Below are 16,638 nucleotides of genomic sequence, written 5' to 3' on the forward strand. Positions count from 1 at the left end.
AATGGGTTTAGCTTTTAGTTTTTTGACCAAAAATCTTTCACTACGCTGAGAAATAGACCAACCTCTTTTATAAATTCATTAGGTCTTTCATAGTGAACATTGTGTCCCGTATTTTGGAAAATTTTATGCGTAATGAGTGCTGGATGCTGCTTTGCCAGTGCCTTATTCTCTTCTTCATAAGGGAATATGTCGTTGTCACTCATAGGATCAAGTATCAGCATTGGGATATTAAGATTGCGATAGATGATTTTCGGTTCTATGATCGCCATAGACTCACCAAAAAGAGAGGATTGTGTAGGTCGGAGAATAGTATTTAGGAATTGCTTTTCATTGGCCATATTGAACAATTCTTCCACACCGCTTCCAATAGTCCATTGGCCATTGGGCTCCTGAGATAACCAAGCCAAAAGCTTGAATTGGTTACCGCCAGCGCTTTGATCATAAAAGGCACGATATGCCTCAAATTGACTGTCTAATTTTGGGTATTCAATTCTGTCTTTGAAAATATCTTTAACTCGATTTGTCAACTGGCTATCATCCATTTTATGATAATGCGTATTTGTCGATACCGAACCACCATCTTCTAGGATCAACCCCATTGCCTTATTTGGATAAGTATCATAAAAAGCTGTCGCAATTATTCCTCCCCTCGACCAGCCTCCAATAATCGCTTTGTTAATACCCTTTTCGGTCATTAGCGTATTGATGTCATCGGCCACATGGTACAGTGATACTTCTTTCGCCGGAATTGTTGTTTTTCCATGACCGTAGTAGTCAATGGCAATAATGTAATAGCCATTTTTAACCAAAGTGTCTGCAAAATCAGCGAGTTCATAAGCGTTAGTAAAACTACCATGAACCCAAATCAGCGGGGTATCCTCTGGATTTCCCCATTCTAGGTAGTGGAGGTCGACATTTTTAGTTTTGATAAAACCGCCATGGATTCGCTCGTACTCGTTGTACTCCGCTAGCGCATTTTCATATAATTGACGAATGTTATCTGGCTCATTTCCATTTTCCACCTGTTGGGCGTAACCATTGAGAACGGCGAAAAGGAGGCAGAAAATGTAGAGGACTGAATTAGCGCTACTCATTGGTTAGATTTCTTTAAACCTGAATCTTTTACAATGATACTTCACCAGCCGTTAAATTCGGAAGAATTTGAGGTCTAAGTTAAAGCTCAACATAATTGCTAAGGCGTAGAACTTCTTCGCTGAGATTTTAGGATCGCCCTAGGCAGATTATTGCTTGGTAGATGAGTCTAATAACCCGCTGCTTGCCCGTCCTTTCGCGATTCCGATGCGCCAGAATAAACTTTTGATTTCCAGTCAAAACCAATTGCCTGATAACCTCCATAAATACCAACGCCAGTACCAAGTCGGTGCCCCAATTTGCGTAATTCGCGAATGGTTTGATAGCTAAATCCACTTTCAAGATTCAGGGTGCCACCATTGGTCATGATAGAGCCTGTCGGCTGCGAACTGCCGACATGACGCATTCTAGGCGCATCACCCGCCTCTTGTAAGTTCATATCAAAGTCTATGAGGTTTACCACAATTTGTGCGTGTCCTTGTGGTTGTACCGCACCACCCATTAAACCAAAGCTCACCCAAGGTTTACCATCCTTGGTAATAAAAGCTGGAATTATGGTGTGAAAAGGCCTTTTGCCAGGCGCAAGCGCATTTGCATGGTTGCGATCTTGTACATTAAACATTTGCCCTCGATTTTGAAGCACAAAACCAAGTCCATCAGGCACCATGCCTGAAGCAAATTCATAATAAATACTTTGGATTAAAGAGACCATATTACCGTCCTTATCGGCAACAGTCAAGTAAGTGGTGTTACCCGTTTCTATCTCAAAGTCACCCGCAGGATAGCCACTAGCAGCCTGATCGGATTTAATCAGTTTACTGCGCTCAGCCGCATACGCTTTAGAAAGAAGTTCTTTAATTGGAAGCTTATTAAAAGCTGGATCAGCAAAGAATTTGGCTCTGTCTTCATAGGCTAATTTTTTGGCCTCTGTTAATACATGTAAATACTCAGCACTTCCGAATCCCATGCTGCGTACATCATAACCTTCTAGAATATTGAGCATTTGCAATGCAGCAGTACCCTGCCCATTCGGCGGTAGCTCCCATACGTCATAACCTCTATAATTAGTACTCAAAGGCTCTACCCATTCGCCGGTGTGAGTTGCTAAGTCTTCATAAGACAGAAAACCACCATGTTTCTTCATATAAGCGTCAATAGTACGCGCGATTTCACCTTTGTAAAAGGCATCTCGGCCTTGCTTGGCAATCAGATCATAGGTGTTCGCTAAGTTTTTATTCACGAACATTTCACCCTTCTTCGGTGGTCGACCATTGGGTAAATAAGTCTCGGCGAAGCCAGGCAAGTCTACTTTGTTTTGATAATTAGTGGCCATTTCATAGGCTATAACCTCCGATACTGGAAACCCTTCTCTGCCATATTGAATAGCTGGCGCTAGAATCTCCGACATCGATAGTTTACCGAATTTGTCATGCATCATAAACCAACCATCTACTGTTCCTGGAGTAGAAACAGCCAGCGGGCCAAAGAGCGGTATCTCTTTCATGCCTTTGTCCATGAAATAGTCGATATCTAGCGATTTGGGTGATCTGCCACTACCATTAAAACCGTAAAGCTTTTCGGTTTTAGCATCCCATACAATGGCGAAAATGTCACCGCCAATGCCGCAGCTAGCCGGTTCTACCAAGCCTAAGACAGCATTTGCCGCAATAGCCGCATCCATAGCCGATCCGCCTTGTTGTAGGATCTTAAGGGCTGCCTGTGTGGCGAGTGGTTGACTGGTGGCAGCCATTCCATTTTTGGCCAAGACCTCAGAACGGGTGGTAAAAGTTTGACCTGCGAGACGATCCTGAGCTTTCAGACTAATGAAAGAAGTCAATAGAATTAGGAAGCTGAACAGTCTTTTCATGACGTTGGAATTTATGAATCCAAAACTAAGAAAAATTGCTGCTTAGCGCAGAAAAAACTGTAATGCCTTTGTAGTGTTGGAGTTTGTTTGGCGGGTAGTAAGCACAGAAGCCTCGGTACTACCGTCAGCCGAATTGTATATAGGTTTTGTTATGGGTAGTTTATTCTTTTCCACCCAGTTGATCATAATTGATTTCGCCTTTCCAAAATTTAATAAATTCATTTTTGGAGATATACTGATTTTTGTATTGGTCTAGTATCTCAATTTGATAATCCTCCAATTCCATTCGCCTAAGGTTCACAAGTAGAGAATTAGCTCCAATCGAATCTCCAGAAGCCTCTAACGATCCATAATATTCTAGTAGTAAATCGAAGTTATTGGGATCAGTTTTTATAAGTTTTTGATATCCTGCAATTGACTTTTTGTACAATTGTTGGGCTTCGTTCATATTGCTTTGAATTTCTAGCAATAATGCCTGCTGCCGAACATAGATTGGATGGTCAGGTCTCAGATCTATCATTTCATTTGTTAATTGTATCAAGCCTGAGAGGTCTTTTTTTCTAAAAAGTAGCGTTGCTTTGTGACTAAGGACATCAAAATTTTGATTGTCGATTTTTAATGTCTTGTTAGTCAGAAAGAGCGAGCTGTCAATTTTATTTTTTTCTTCTATGTCTGTACTTAGGTATACGTTAATTGCCTGTTGAATGATATCATTAGGATTCTCTTCTGGTTCGCAACTGTAAATGAGCAAAGCGCAAATAAGAATTAATGGGAGTCTTGTGTTCATCGATTGGTAATTACCCACAACGTTCGAATGCATGAACTGTGAATTATGGAGGAATATCAAAATGATAGCTTGTCCTCTTTCACGGCGTTGTTACTCGAACTTAGTGTTTGGTTATTAATATACGATTGAAAGGTGAGATTTAGAACATTCAGAGAGCCTGTCTGCCGTCACGCAGATAAGATCAGTTGATAAATCAAGCTGATCATAGTTTTCACCTAATGTTGTGCCTAGTGTTTTTTATTCTTTGTATGGGCCAAGAAATTTGTCGCCATTAAAATGTACCAAATGGTCAGGATTATCAGCAATCCAAACTTCTGTCTCCCAAGCAATGTCAGTCATAAATTGTCGGAATTTAGGTCTGTTTAAAAATGCAGTAACGTAAACAAGATCTGCTTTACAATCTTTAGTCAGTTTTTGAAGCTGAATTAACCTTAATTCGCTTATAGGTCCTGATGAATGTACCGCTTCAATTAAGTAGAGCCAATTCTTTTTCTTGGAGTAGACAATCACGTCTGGTAATTCTTCGTGAGAAATTTCAAAGAAATTTAGCTTTTCGAGTTTGTCTTTTTCCAAGTAAAGATACTTGTTTGAGGTGTCTCCGACATATAGTACTTCGGCACCGTGTCCGTACCTCGGAAGGAAATCTTCAATGATTGCCTTTTGCAAATCGTTATGCGCTCCTGCCGAAAAAGTGAGTTTGCCACCTGAAGGAAGAATTACATTGACTTTTGCGATGTCTCTTTCCCTTTTAAGCTTTTTGCTTAGAGGCTCAATATTCTTTAGTTTGACTGCGACCGTCTTCTCCCAATTCTTTGATCCAAAAGTTCTTAAAAGTTCAGCATAAGTCGGGTTGATTGAATATCCACGGGTTGAGTCGTTTGTCGCAGAATTTGGGCTTGATTGTAAAACGACTTCGGCGACTGTGAGTAGTTTTAAGTCTTTTCTGCGGATATCATCATATGAACCTGAACTAATGTTCTCTCCAAAGTTGTTGTTGATATATATTATTATATCTCTGGTCTTGAGGCCATATCCACTATTTAAGTCTTTTGCTTTTTTAAAGTCCGACTTCTTTTTGATATCGCCACTTGCTAAAAACGCAACAGCCATTCTTTCCAATCTTCTCGGAGTTGAATCCAAAGGAATACCAAAAGACTCAAGAATGTAAAGCGTGGTATTTATCAGTTCCTGAATCTGTTGGGTTTTTGCTATAAATGTTTTCGATTTATCGGGACTGATATACTGCTTCATTCTCAAATAATGTTAGTTGGTCGTTTTCTGTAGTGACATATTGATTGTCTAAATCTCCTGTCAAATGATTTTTGATATTTAAAGCCAAATGGTATGCGAAGTTTGGGGCAACTGCATTTCCAATTTGGTTATATTGATTTGTTTCTGTTCCTGAAAATTCAAACCAATCAGGAAAACTTTGAAGTCTTGCAGCTTCTCGAACGGTAATTCTTCGTCTGCGACCGTCTTTCAATCTTACTCGGTGCATATCTCCTGTAGCACCTGCCAAATTTCTACAAGTCAATGTTCTTGCAGGTCTGTCTAAATACAAATCTCTTGGATTGATGCATTTTGACGCTTTTTCATATTTAGCAACATATCTGTCCATAGATTCCGTGAAGAATTTAGAATCTTCATCGAATTGAAATGCGAGTTCTCCTAGTGCTTGACCCGCTGTTACTTTTCTGTTTACTTTTTTCGGAAGATTGATTCTTTCCTTTGAACCGATAACAATTACCCTTTCTCTGTTCTGAGGGACTTCATAGTTCAGAGCATTTAAAAGTGCATAATTGATATAATAGCCTAAACTTTCAAGCTCTTCAATAACTTCTCGCAAGTACCACTTATTCTTGTAAAGCATTCCACGAACATTTTCAAACATCAAAACTTCTGGGTCTAGTTGTCTGATTGCAGATAAGAATATTGGAAATCCATCTCTAGAGTCTTTCAAGCCAAGTTGTTTACCACCAACGCTGAACGGTTGACAAGGAGGACCACCAATGACTATGTCAGCTTTAGGATATTCTGACTCTATTGTTAATTTTTCATTGAAACACTCTCCAATTAAGCTTTTGTTATAGGTGTTAGTCGCCTGTTCGTCCATTTCATAGCCTATGGTTTTAAATCCATTAGCTTCAAAACCGAGGGAAAGTCCACCGCAACCTGCAAAAAGGTCAACAACTGTTTTATTCAAATCAGAGTCAACCCAAGGTTTCAACTTGTCATTTATTTCTTCCCAATATTCCATTTACGAAAGTTACAAATTTGTGATGTGGTTTCTGTTTTTTCCATTAGGCACAACGTTGTATAACGCTCACTACTAAAGCTAACTATTGAACTTCATTTTGTCTAGAGGAGATTGGATTTCTTTTATACTTAAAGAATAATCTATGCTATTGTTAGTCGGGATATAAACGAGTCTATAAACGAAAAAAGCCCCTCGATGAGAGGAGCTTTTTGTAGTACTTTTGCCTGGCCAATTGTCGAACCAAGTTTATTGAGACTTGTACGAAATGTTTCTTTTATCACAGAGATTGGCCATGGTAAGTTGAGGTCAACTTAATTCGATTGTTGAACTGATTCGTCAGATTGACATTAGTGTTCAATTGAACTAAGTTCTAAAACCGAAGATTCATCTTGGACTGAGATTGCAAACATTTTGCTGATAGGAAAGACTTTTGCTTTATCACTCCCTTTATCGTAAAAGAAAAAATAGCTTCTAGAATTTCCTACATACAAAAGGTCTGTTTGACTTGTTTGATAGGTTGAGTCTTGATATTGGAATTCTACTTGTATACCGCGTCCACTGGAGTACCAAGATTGAGCATTTATGGTTTGATCTTGGAAATGGGTCACTGAAATTAGTAGGTAGACCAAAATAAAAAATGATGGCCTTATACCTGCCGTTGAACTGTAGACAAAGAGAGTATATAGAAGGATAAGGATTAGTGTTATGATTAGGAAGTAATATACTTTTGAATCTAATATGCTTATCTCAGTGACAATAGATATAAATGCCCTAAGTACCCAAAATAAAATTAGTAGTCTTTTTATATCGAAATAGTAAGTCAACTTTTTTCTTAACCTTACCATTCCAGCTATGGAGTTGCGATACTCTCCGATTTCCATTCCTTTCTTTTTGGCTGCTCTATAATCTTCAATGAAATTCCAAAACTTGAAAAAGAAGTCTATAAAGATCTTATAGAGAAACACTAGAAATGATAGTGCCAAAACTACGGAGAGTGATCTTGAGATTTTAGATATTGGTAATAGAATTAATTCTTCAAGAGTGATGAAGCTAAAAAAGTCTATGCCGAATGGAGTGTAAAGTCCGAGGCTTCCAATTATTGAATAAAGAATGAGAGCTAAGTAACCAACAGGGATCCATTTTAAGTAGACGGTTGCATCTTTTGATTTTTCTTTTTCTTCAACAGTAATGACTCTTTGAACAGATCTCCCAGCCCGTGATAATGTTCTAAACCTTCTCCGCATTATCCATTAAATTACAAGTTTTATGTTGCTTTTATTGGATTTGATTAAATAAAACAAATGAGTTTTGATTTTGTAGGGCAAACGACCTATTTGAAAAGATTTGACTTTCTTTTTTTTAAATGTCGAACCGGAAATAGTACAATTATGAATGCCTTAAGGGATTGATCTTCAGCATATATAGGCGTGAATGATATTAAAAAAGGAGAACTTTTTTGCTCTCCTTTTGTATGGTACCCAGAGCCGGAGTCGAACCGGCACGCCCGAAGGCATTGGTGTTTGAGACCAACGCGTCTACCAATTCCGCCATCTGGGCTAATGCTTTATGCAAGCGCTTGAATTGGGAGTGCAAAAATGGATAAAGATTTTTGATTATCCAACACTCAAATCAACGAAAACGTCAATCTACCTTGATGTAGTTTTTGAGGGAAAAAGCGATCGGTTTAGCCGCGAATTTACTTTTGGTATTTGCCCAAACTTCGGCGAATAAATCCGAGTGTCTGTAGTTGTTTAAATCGGCCTCTGAATCCCAATAGCTGTAGGTTGAAAAGATATTAGGGTCGTTATAATCTTCTAAAAGCTCTAGATGCGTACAACCAGGGAAATGCCGAATCTTTTCTTTCTTCTCATCAAAAAGCGTCAGAAAGTTTTGTCGCTCCTCGGGTCTAAAAGTCATGCGAACAATTCTAATGAGCATCTTCATCAAATTTTATGATAATAGGGCTGTCATAAGTAAGTCCAAGTAGTTGGCCGCCGTGCCCTTGATTAATGCCAAGCATTAATTTGTCATTGCTATTAAAAATGAAAAATACTTCGCCAGGCTCCACCTCGGGTATCGATTGATTCACTACTTGCACAGAATCTCTTCCAAACGTAATGGTGTACGATCGGTTGGCACTTAAAATATCGAAATCGACCTTATCAATATTGGTGACCAAATTGCCGTAATGATCGGTATGGATGACATGCCCAGCGATTTCCTTTTTTGTAGCGCGTGCTTTTCTAGCAATATATTGATTGAAATTATCGGTTGTTGTGCCCAATTCTTGTGGTGGCGTACCTTGTGCCAGTTTGGCGACTATCGCAGGAAGGGAGGTAAATCCTTTAGCCACAGGGATATCGAGTAAGTAGACACCTTCGGGTTGTTTTTCGCTAATCAAGCTCATTACACCATTATTGGCTCCAACAAAAAGGTGTCCTTCAATTTTCACCACTAAATAGGATTGCGCTTTCTGGCTGTCCGCATCGTTTCCGATCAAATGAATCGTGCCCTCTGGGAATTCTCTAAAAACAGACTGTATCACATGGGCTAGATGCGCTAAATTGAAAGGTTTAACCTGATGACTAATGTCTATTATTTGCGCCTGAGGGTATTCTTTTAAAATTCTCGCCTTTGTAAATGCCACATAATGATCACTTTGGCCAAAATCTGAAGTGAAAGTGATGAGAGGCATAGGCGACTAAGGCGTTTTTCTATAATTTAGATGCCAACAAAATTATCGATTTTTTAAGCTAAGACAATTACTAAAACACCTTCATACGTTTGGTTGAAAAGTTAATTACACTCGAGAACATGGCAATGGTCGATTTTCTAGGCGTAGAAAATCGAAATATTAAGGAAATAGCCTCGGCATTTCCTAAGAGTAGAATTGTGTCTAGGGGAAACGAAATCCTTATAAAAGGGAATGCCTCCGAGATTATTCAGATCAATGATATAGTTCAGGGCTTGATGCAGCACTTCCATAAATATGGAAAAATAACGCATGAAAATGTGAGGGCTTATGTGAAGCGTGAGTCCGAATACGCCTTAGATGAACCCGATGAAACACTGGTTTATGGGGCTCGTGGATCAAGCATTAAACCCAAAACGGCCAATCAACGCGCGTTGGTCAAAGCAGTAAAGGAAAACGATTTGGTTTTTGCGATTGGGCCAGCAGGATCTGGAAAAACTTATGTTTCTGTGGCATTAGCCGTTCGCGCCTTGAAAAATAAAGAGGTTCAGAAGATAATCATCACCCGACCAGCAGTTGAGGCGGGAGAAAATTTAGGGTTTCTGCCTGGCGATTTACAAGAGAAGATAGATCCCTACCTTATGCCGATTTATGATGCCCTAGGCGATATGATTCCTGCAGAAAAGCTTAAGAGTTATCAAGAAGGCAATGTGGTTGAAATAGCACCTTTAGCCTATATGAGAGGTCGAACATTGAACAATGCTTTTGTGTTACTAGATGAGGCACAGAACACGACTTCCATGCAGATGAAGATGTTTCTGACTCGGATGGGACCCAATTCGAAAGTGATCGTGACGGGCGATCGATCTCAGGTAGATTTACCTCGACATCAAAAATCGGGTTTATCGGAATCAGTCGACCTACTTAAAAACGTTAAAGGTGTAGTTACCGTAGAATTAACAACAAAGGACGTGGTGAGACATCCACTCGTGAAAGAAATAATTAAGGCTTACGACAAAGACCAAGAAAAAAGTGATACGCGTAAAAAAGATTGAGAATCAAGAAGAACTAGAGCAAGCTTTCGCTATTCGTACAATAGTTTTTGTAGAAGAACAGGCATGTCCCGTTGACGAGGAGTTTGATGGTTTTGACGAGGAGTCTGTACATTTTATCGCGTACATCGATGGAAAGCCCGTTGGAACAAGTCGTTATAGAACCACCGAAAAAGGAGTGAAGCTGGAACGTTTTGCCGTTCTGAAGGAGTCTAGAGGCAAGGGAACAGGGAAAAGATTGGTGCAAACCGCCCTAAGCCAGATTTCGGCCAGTTTTGAGCCTGGAACTTTGCTCTATTTGCATGCCCAGTTAGACGCGATGCCCCTCTATGCACGATACAATTTTCAGAAAATAGGAGAGCAGTTCGAAGAAGCAGGTATCCAGCATTTTAAGATGGAAAAAGTGCTCGAAGGCTGATCCATAGCACTGAGAAGTGACCAGGGCTATTCATCTAATCTTCAATTATTTAGGATAGTATAATTAATATAATATTTTTAAGTAAATATTATATTAAAATTGACCTTATCTAAAAATCCCTTCATACGCTTGACGCTATGCTTTGTGAGCGGTTTGTTGGCGTATCACTACTTGGGTAAAGTCACATTGGTTCCTTGGTGGGCTTTGGTCATTGCTTTTGGTATTTACTTGGTGCTTTCTTTAAAAAGAACCTTTTTCAAACAGGCACTACTATCATCACTCTGTTTCCTGCTTTTCTTTAGTCTAGGCGCTTGGCGCCTGCATTTATTTAAAGATAGCGCTAGTCAGAAGCTAACTGACAAAGAACTTGCCGTGGTAAAGGCCTACAAGGCGGTAGTGACGAGTGTGCCAGAAGAAAAAGCGAAAAGCTATCTGTGTAGAATGTCGATTTATGCCGTTTGGAATGGTAAATCTTGGGCCACCGTTTCTATTCCCATCAATGCCTATTTATCGCCAGAAAAGGGTGGAGAAATCAATTATGGTGATTTACTCTTTGTTGAAGGAAGGCCCAGCCCGACAACACCGCCGAGTAATCCCGGTGTATTTGACTTTCAGCGTTATCTGGCGCTTCGCCTTATCCATCATCAGCACTTTATCAATGGTCAGTTTACTCTAATTGGTCATAAAGCGCCCAGCCTGATCACGGAAAAGGCGAATAATTTACGTCAGGCGAGCATAGTGCGAGTTAAAAAATACATCAAGAATAAGTACGCCCAAGGGGTAACGCTTGCCTTGATTTTGGGTGTGAAAGATGCCCTGCAAAACGAAACCCTTGAAGCCTTTTCTGCAACAGGAACCATGCATGTTTTGGCAGTATCCGGACTGCATGTTGGGATTATTTACGCTTTGGTTTTACTGATGTTAAAGCAGCTCGGTCTTTCAAAACGAAAATACCGATGGTTTCTCGCTATAGTCAGCATACTGGTGCTCTGGGCCTATGCTTTTTTGACCGGACTTTCTCCTTCAGTGCTTCGGGCAGTCACCATGTTCTCTTTTGTGGCCATCGGAAAGGCGCTGTCGCGCAATAGCAGTATATACAATACGCTCACAGCATCAGCGCTGGCATTGCTGCTGTACAACCCCTATTTAATCTTGAATGTGGGTTTTCAGCTGTCATACGTCGCTGTTTTTGGTATAGTCTATCTACAACCAAAGCTCTTTGGACTCATAGAAACAAGGCACCTGATTTTAGAAAAAGTCTGGGCGATCACTTGTGTGTCAATCGCTGCGCAAATTGCAACTGCACCACTTTCAATACTCTATTTTCATCAATTTCCCACCTACTTTTTAGTCTCCAACCTGTTGATCATCCCCGCAGCCTTTGTCATCCTTATTTTTGGCTTATCGGTACTTGTGTTGTCACCTATTTCAGTACTTGCCAGTGCAGTGGCTTGGCTACTGTCAAAAGTTATTCTGTCGGTCAATTTCTTGATTGTAGGCATGAGCAATTGGCCAGGAAGTAAAATCGAGGGTATTTATTTGTCGACCATGGATGCCGTTTTGCTCTACGTTGTTATCCTATTTACCGTGCTTTTCTTCGTGAAAAAGAAGTTTTCCTACATCAGAGGTGCGTTGTGTTTTGCCTGCTGTTTTGGACTATCCCAAGTCGATCATTTTTATGGCTATGCGCAGACTAACGAATTTTCAGTACTCGATATTTCCAAGGCGAGTGTGATGGACTTTAGAATAGGCTTTAAGTCTAAAATGATCGCAGATTCTGCTTTTAAGGTTGACATCGGCCAGCAGAAATTCAATTTGTACCCCAAGCGATTATTAGCTGGTAGTAAACAGAAGCCTACGGAAGATCAATTGGTCTTGAATAAGTCAAAAACAACTTTAGGAACGGTTTTCCGCTTTCAGGGCAAAACGATTATGCATTTAAATCATCAACTGACCGATCGCTTTAAACCTAGGGTACCAATTCTCGTTGATTGCTTAATTTTAGGGAATAATGCAGTAACGAATTTAGACCAACTAAAAGGGAAGATTGATTTCTCCAAATTGATCATTGATCGATCAAACTCTTGGTACACAGATCGCCAATTGACGAGACAATTAGACCAGTTGAAAAAAGAATATCATTCGGTACGGCAAAATGGTTATTATAGCGAAAGATGGAACAGGAATTTGTAACGTATGAGGTGAATGATCGTGTGGCGACCATCACTCTCAATAGACCAGAAAAGCGCAATGCATTGAATGCGCAAGTCGTCACAGAATTGAAAAACGCTTTTAAACATGCCGCCGAAGACGACACCGCTAAGGTGATCATACTCGCTGCTGTGGGCGATGCATTTTGCGCTGGTGCAGACTTAGCATATCTCCAAGCCTTGCAAAAAAATACCTACGAGGAGAATTTAGAAGACTCTAACCACCTAAAAGAACTATTCCAGCAGATATACACCCACCCTAAAGTAGTCATCGCTAAAATTCAAGGCCATGCCATAGCGGGTGGTAGCGGGTTGGCTACTGTTTGTGACTACTCTTTTACCGTACCTGAAGCCAAATTTGGCTATACCGAGGTTCGGATTGGCTTTATTCCGGCCATTGTCATGGTTTTCCTGCTTCGCAAAATCGGAGAAGGAAAATCAAAAGAATTACTGCTCTCTGGAGAGCTGATCAATGCAGATACGGCCGTTGAAATGGGGCTTATAAACCGTACAGTAGCTGCCGATTCGCTAGATGAAACGGTCGAGGCTTTCGCCCAAACCTTGGTAAAAAAGAATTCGGGTCAATCCATGACTTATACCAAACAGATGATTGCTCAGGTACAAGAAATGACATTGAATGGCGGGTTGGATTTTGCGGCAGCGCAAAATGCCAAAGCGCGCGCCTCAGAAGATTGTCAGAAGGGAATTGGCGCATTTTTAAATAAAGAGAAACCTACTTGGTAGAAATCTAAAATGGTATGATGAACCATCCGATTGATATCCTTAAACAGTACTGGGGCTACAGTGAGTTTAGACCCACGCAGGAAGAGGTTATCCAATCGGTGATCGATGGCCATGATACGCTCGCTCTATTACCCACTGGCGGCGGTAAGTCCATTTGTTTTCAAATTCCGGGACTTATGGCCGAAGGGCTATGCATTGTAGTTTCTCCGCTGGTGGCTTTAATGAAAGATCAAGTCTATCAGTTAAAACAGAGAGGAATTTCGGCCATCGCCCTTCATGCGGGGCAATCCAAGCGAGAAATCGATCATGCCTTAGATAATGCGGTTAACTCCGATCTTCAATTTCTTTATTGCTCACCAGAACGATTAAAAACAGACCTTTTTAAGGCACGTATCAAGCGTGTTCAAGAAAAGCGTGGTGTTGGTTTAATTGCAGTGGACGAAGCGCATTGTATTTCACAATGGGGCTATGATTTTAGGCCTGCCTATCTGGAAATTTCCGCGCTGAGAGAACTGTTACCTGACGTCCCCGTGATTGCCCTTACCGCCACGGCTACCCCGAAGGTGCGAAAAGATATTCAGGACAAGCTGTCGTTCAAAAAGCCAAAGGTTTTTACCAAGAGTTTTGCCCGAGAAAATTTATCCTACTCAGTTCGTTTTGAAGAGCACAAGGAACGTAAGCTTATAGAAGCATTGAATCGGGTAGGAGGTTCGGCAGTCGTTTATGTGGCAACGCGAAGGCATGCAAAAGAAGTGGCTTTGCAGCTGATGAACAACGGAATTTCAGCAGACTTTTATCATGCAGGCCTTACGCATGAAGAAAGAAACCAAAAGCAAGAAAACTGGCTGCATAACAGAACGCGAGTGATCGTTTCGACCAATGCCTTTGGAATGGGCATTGACAAACCCGATGTACGCTTGGTGGCGCATATGGATTTACCCGATAATCTCGAGTCATATTATCAAGAAGCAGGCCGAGCGGGAAGAGATGAGAAAAAGGCTTTTGCGGTCATTATCTGTAACCAAAAAGATATTGAAGATTTGAGGGTAAAGACCAAGCAATCTTTACCGAGTATTGACTTGCTTAAAAATGTATATCAAATGCTAGGCAACTACTTTCAGCTAGCCAATGGTAGTTTCCCAGAGACAAGTTTCAATTTTGATTTTCAAGATTTCGCGAAGCGTTTCGATAGGCATCCGCTCGAAATATTCAATGCCATAAAAGTGCTTCAAGAACAAGGGTTGGTCCATTTAACCGAAGCATTTTACAGCCCAGCACGTATCGCTTTTTTAATCGATCAGCGAAAAATGTACGAGTTTCAGATCGCCAACTCCAATTTTGAACCAGTAATTAAAGGACTGCTGAGGCTTTATGGTGGCGAAATTTACCAAGAGAGTCTTCAAGTTCAAGAGAGCAATTTAGCAGCACTGTTAGGTGCTTCTACGGATGCGATAAGGATGTCTTTAAATGCGCTTCATGAAAGGGAAATAATCGATTATCAGAAGCACAAGGATAAGCCACAACTGACATTTCTTATTCCAAAACAGGCAGTGGGTCAATTGCCGTTAGATCAAGCGGCTTTAACGGCCAAAAGTAAGCTCAAGATGGCCAAAATGGAGTCTGTCATCGATTATGTACATCAGGAAGAAACCTGCCGTACACAAATGCTACTCAGCTATTTTGGTGAGGTTGACTATGGTGAATGTGGTATTTGTGATAATTGCATCAACCGGGCGAGGCATAAAGATGATTCAAAGTTTAAAAAACTTTATCGCGAACAGATTTTGAACTTCTTGAGGGCTAATGAACAGGTGACTGAAGAAAAGCTTGTAGGCGCCTTAGTGCCGAGTAACCGTGAGGTCTTTTTCAATCTGTTATCAGAAATGCTCGATCATGGTGACCTACACTACGATCAGCTTAACCATATTATAATTTCTAGAACCAAGAATTAATACAAAATCGGAGTCAGAATCATTATCTTTGATTCATGGGTTTTTTCGATAATGTGGTAGGGAAATTATTTGGTAAGCAAAACGGTAAATCTGCTTTCATTCATGAAGTTCTGTCACGTTCTGAGCGCGAAATATCGGCTTACGAAGCTTGGAAAAACACACCTGAATGCTCAACAATTATCGCCGACATCGAGCGGGGTTACTACTTGAAAAAACAGGGTATTGCGTCTTCAATGGAAGTTCACCTGTTAGAATCACAATATTCTAACGGTTTTGCCATCACGTTTAACCAAGAATTTACGCCCGAAAACTTCCAACATGTATTTGATTACTTTAAGGAAAAAGGGCTAGATCAGGGATATAAATTGGCTCAGGCCGATCGAAGAATTCTAGATAAGGATACCTACGAGGAAACAATAGAGAAGTGGTACCTCAAGCCAAATGGCGTAGATGATAGTACAGGAATTGCTGACCAGAAATACGGAAATATTCTGATTGAAAAGGTGGCGATCGACAGAAAAGAGAACTATATGAAGTTAATGGCCAACATTTATCAGGATAGACAGTATACAGAAGCGAAACCTTTTACGGAACTTATAGAACTATTATTTAAACCAGAGAAATAATGAAAAGATTAATACTATTAAGCCTAATTGCTTTTTCTACCATTGCCATTTCAAACGACGCAGAGGCACAAATTTTATCGACAAAGCTTAAAATTACCGTGGTAGATGAGTTGGGCAATGTGGTACCAGATGCTAAAGTGATTCTTTTTGCGAACGAAGCAGATTACAATAAAGAGGTAAACCCAGTGCAGCCATTTAAACTTACGGATAGTAAAGGAAGAGTAACCTTTAAAAAACTGGATACAAAGTCTTACTATATCATTGTCAGAAAAGGAGATAAAGATAATTCTGGTGGAGGCGAAGTGGTCAGTAAACTTGTTAAGGGTAAGGTAAATAAAGCGAATATTGTAATCTCAGATGGCATTTAGCACCCGAGAACATTTCATAAACAAACTATCGGTATATGCTCCAGAATACAAGGAGGAGCTTGACTTTAGGCAAAGAATGCTGGCGCTTTTAAAAGCGCCTGATTGCTTTTTAAGAAGTTCACTGAAAGCCCACTTTACAGCTTCGGCTTGGGTAATTGACCCAGAGTTCAACGAAGCCTTACTGACCCATCATGTAAAACTCAATCGTTGGTTGCAATTGGGTGGTCATGCGGATGGTGATGAAGATTTATTAAACGTTTCTAAAAAGGAATTGTCAGAAGAATCTGGTCTGACGTCTTTTAAACCATATACGACTGAAATATTCGACATAGACATACATACCATCCCCGAACGTAAAAACGTTCCAGAACATGAACATTTTGATGTTCGGTTCTTATTTATGGCCGATAAAGCGGAAGAAATTAAATTCAATCATGAATCCAATGAGGTAGCATGGGTGTCACTGTCGGAGATTCCTGCGTTATGTAATGAAAATGACTCGATTTTGAGAATGATTGAGAAAACTAAACAACTAAGCAAGGGATTGTCAGTTATGATTTAAACCGATCGCTA

16 protein-coding genes and 1 tRNA gene are annotated in these 16,638 nt (G+C 40.3%); 8 read left to right on the top strand and 9 right to left on the bottom strand.

The features are described 5' to 3' along the window. Nucleotides 1-14: 14 nt before the first annotated feature. The 9 genes from BFP71_RS07780 to BFP71_RS07820 form a co-directional block, all read right to left on the bottom strand. A complete protein-coding gene (locus BFP71_RS07780) occupies nt 15-1,094 on the bottom strand; it encodes an alpha/beta fold hydrolase (protein ID WP_069834936.1) in 1,080 nt (359 codons plus the stop codon). Between the two features lie 167 nt (nt 1,095-1,261). Continuing rightward, a complete protein-coding gene (ggt, locus tag BFP71_RS07785; protein ID WP_069834937.1) occupies nt 1,262-2,959 on the bottom strand; it encodes a gamma-glutamyltransferase in 1,698 nt (565 codons plus the stop codon). Between the two features lie 160 nt (nt 2,960-3,119). Next, a complete protein-coding gene (locus BFP71_RS07790; protein ID WP_069834938.1) occupies nt 3,120-3,779 on the bottom strand; it encodes a hypothetical protein in 660 nt (219 codons plus the stop codon). 204 nt (nt 3,780-3,983) lie between these two features. Further along, nucleotides 3,984-4,997, bottom strand: coding sequence for a BsuBI/PstI family type II restriction endonuclease (locus tag BFP71_RS07795; RefSeq protein WP_069834939.1), 1,014 nt, complete (start codon nt 4,995-4,997; stop codon nt 3,984-3,986). Continuing rightward, nucleotides 4,972-6,003 (bottom strand): DNA cytosine methyltransferase, encoded by a 1,032-nt coding sequence (locus BFP71_RS07800; RefSeq protein ID WP_069834940.1) that lies wholly within the window; start codon nt 6,001-6,003, stop codon nt 4,972-4,974. Before BFP71_RS07800 ends, BFP71_RS07795 begins: the two co-directional genes overlap by 26 nt. A gap of 347 nt (nt 6,004-6,350) precedes the next feature. Next, nucleotides 6,351-7,247 carry a hypothetical protein gene (locus BFP71_RS07805; RefSeq protein ID WP_069834941.1) on the bottom strand — a complete coding sequence of 299 codons (897 nt, stop codon included), beginning with the start codon at nt 7,245-7,247 and terminating at the stop codon, nt 6,351-6,353. 228 nt (nt 7,248-7,475) lie between these two features. Further along, a tRNA-Leu gene (locus BFP71_RS07810) sits at nt 7,476-7,560 on the bottom strand. Between the two features lie 84 nt (nt 7,561-7,644). Then, the gene (locus tag BFP71_RS07815; RefSeq protein WP_069834942.1) at nt 7,645-7,941 is read right to left on the bottom strand and encodes a putative quinol monooxygenase; all 297 of its coding nucleotides are present in this window, start codon (nt 7,939-7,941) and stop codon (nt 7,645-7,647) included. Then, on the bottom strand, nt 7,931-8,698 hold the full coding sequence (locus BFP71_RS07820) for an SAM hydrolase/SAM-dependent halogenase family protein (RefSeq protein WP_069834943.1): 768 nt from the start codon (nt 8,696-8,698) through the stop codon (nt 7,931-7,933). Before BFP71_RS07820 ends, BFP71_RS07815 begins: the two co-directional genes overlap by 11 nt. An 89-nt stretch (nt 8,699-8,787) precedes the next feature. Here BFP71_RS07820 and BFP71_RS07825 point away from each other — a divergent pair, with 89 nt between their 5' ends. The 8 genes from BFP71_RS07825 to BFP71_RS07860 all read left to right on the top strand — a co-directional run bounded on the left by BFP71_RS07825 (nt 8,788) and on the right by BFP71_RS07860 (nt 16,627). Then, on the top strand, nt 8,788-9,750 hold the full coding sequence (locus BFP71_RS07825; protein WP_069834944.1) for a PhoH family protein: 963 nt from the start codon (nt 8,788-8,790) through the stop codon (nt 9,748-9,750). After that, nucleotides 9,728-10,165, top strand: a complete 438-nt coding sequence (locus tag BFP71_RS07830) for a GNAT family N-acetyltransferase (protein WP_069834945.1) — start codon at nt 9,728-9,730, stop codon at nt 10,163-10,165. Before BFP71_RS07825 ends, BFP71_RS07830 begins: the two co-directional genes overlap by 23 nt. 99 nt (nt 10,166-10,264) lie before the next feature. After that, nucleotides 10,265-12,358: a ComEC/Rec2 family competence protein gene (locus tag BFP71_RS07835; RefSeq protein WP_088124941.1), complete on the top strand. Its 2,094-nt coding sequence runs from the start codon at nt 10,265-10,267 to the stop codon at nt 12,356-12,358. After that, nucleotides 12,340-13,119 (top strand): enoyl-CoA hydratase/isomerase family protein, encoded by a 780-nt coding sequence (locus BFP71_RS07840; protein ID WP_069834947.1) that lies wholly within the window; start codon nt 12,340-12,342, stop codon nt 13,117-13,119. The genes BFP71_RS07835 and BFP71_RS07840 overlap by 19 nt, the downstream gene beginning before the upstream one ends. Nucleotides 13,120-13,133: 14 nt before the next feature. Beyond that, entirely contained in the window at nt 13,134-15,071 is a 1,938-nt protein-coding gene (locus tag BFP71_RS07845) for a RecQ family ATP-dependent DNA helicase (protein WP_069834948.1), read from the top strand. Nucleotides 15,072-15,106: 35 nt separating this feature from the next. After that, nucleotides 15,107-15,697 (top strand): hypothetical protein, encoded by a 591-nt coding sequence (locus tag BFP71_RS07850; protein ID WP_069834949.1) that lies wholly within the window; start codon nt 15,107-15,109, stop codon nt 15,695-15,697. Then, entirely contained in the window at nt 15,697-16,065 is a 369-nt protein-coding gene (locus tag BFP71_RS07855) for a carboxypeptidase-like regulatory domain-containing protein (protein WP_088124943.1), read from the top strand. Before BFP71_RS07850 ends, BFP71_RS07855 begins: the two co-directional genes overlap by 1 nt. Continuing rightward, complete coding sequence (locus tag BFP71_RS07860; protein WP_069834950.1) at nt 16,055-16,627, top strand: NUDIX hydrolase; 573 nt, start codon at nt 16,055-16,057, stop codon at nt 16,625-16,627. The genes BFP71_RS07855 and BFP71_RS07860 overlap by 11 nt, the downstream gene beginning before the upstream one ends. The last annotated feature ends 11 nt before the right edge of the window (nt 16,628-16,638 follow it).

Source organism: Roseivirga misakiensis (assembly GCF_001747105.1).
Lineage (GTDB): Bacteria > Bacteroidota > Bacteroidia > Cytophagales > Cyclobacteriaceae > Roseivirga > Roseivirga misakiensis.